This is a genomic window from Dietzia massiliensis (assembly GCF_018390595.1).
GTDB classification, from domain to species: domain Bacteria; phylum Actinomycetota; class Actinomycetes; order Mycobacteriales; family Mycobacteriaceae; genus Dietzia; species Dietzia massiliensis.
Genome location: NZ_JAHBAV010000351.1, coordinates 1 through 333, shown reverse-complemented (window position 1 = coordinate 333; position 333 = coordinate 1). Strand labels below are relative to the sequence as shown.

General features: G+C 61.6%; 1 protein-coding gene. It reads left to right on the top strand.

Annotation, left to right across the window (positions count from 1 at the left end):
• Positions 1-333 (top strand): hypothetical protein (locus KHA85_RS20740; protein ID WP_213186758.1); only part of this gene is annotated, 333 nt, incomplete at both ends.

Below are 333 nucleotides of genomic sequence, written 5' to 3'. Positions count from 1 at the left end.
CTGTGGTACTACTACAACCTGCTGGAGGACGACGCCTTCAACAGCATCCAGCACTCCGCCACCTACCAATCGATCCTGGCCGCCACCAAAGCGCGCTATCTGCAGCACGCCCGCCACTATGAAGGCAAGGCCAGCTACGCGATGCCGGACGGCGAAGCGCCGCCCGAAGGCTGGCCAACGGTGATCTTCCTGCATACCTACGGCAAAGCCGCCGCCATCAGCCCCGAAGAACGGCTGCTGTTCGGCGAAATGGGCGTGGCCTACATCGAGCTCAACGGCACGCAGATGCTGTCGGAAAACAGTTTCCGCTGGTCGAATTACAGCGACGAGAGC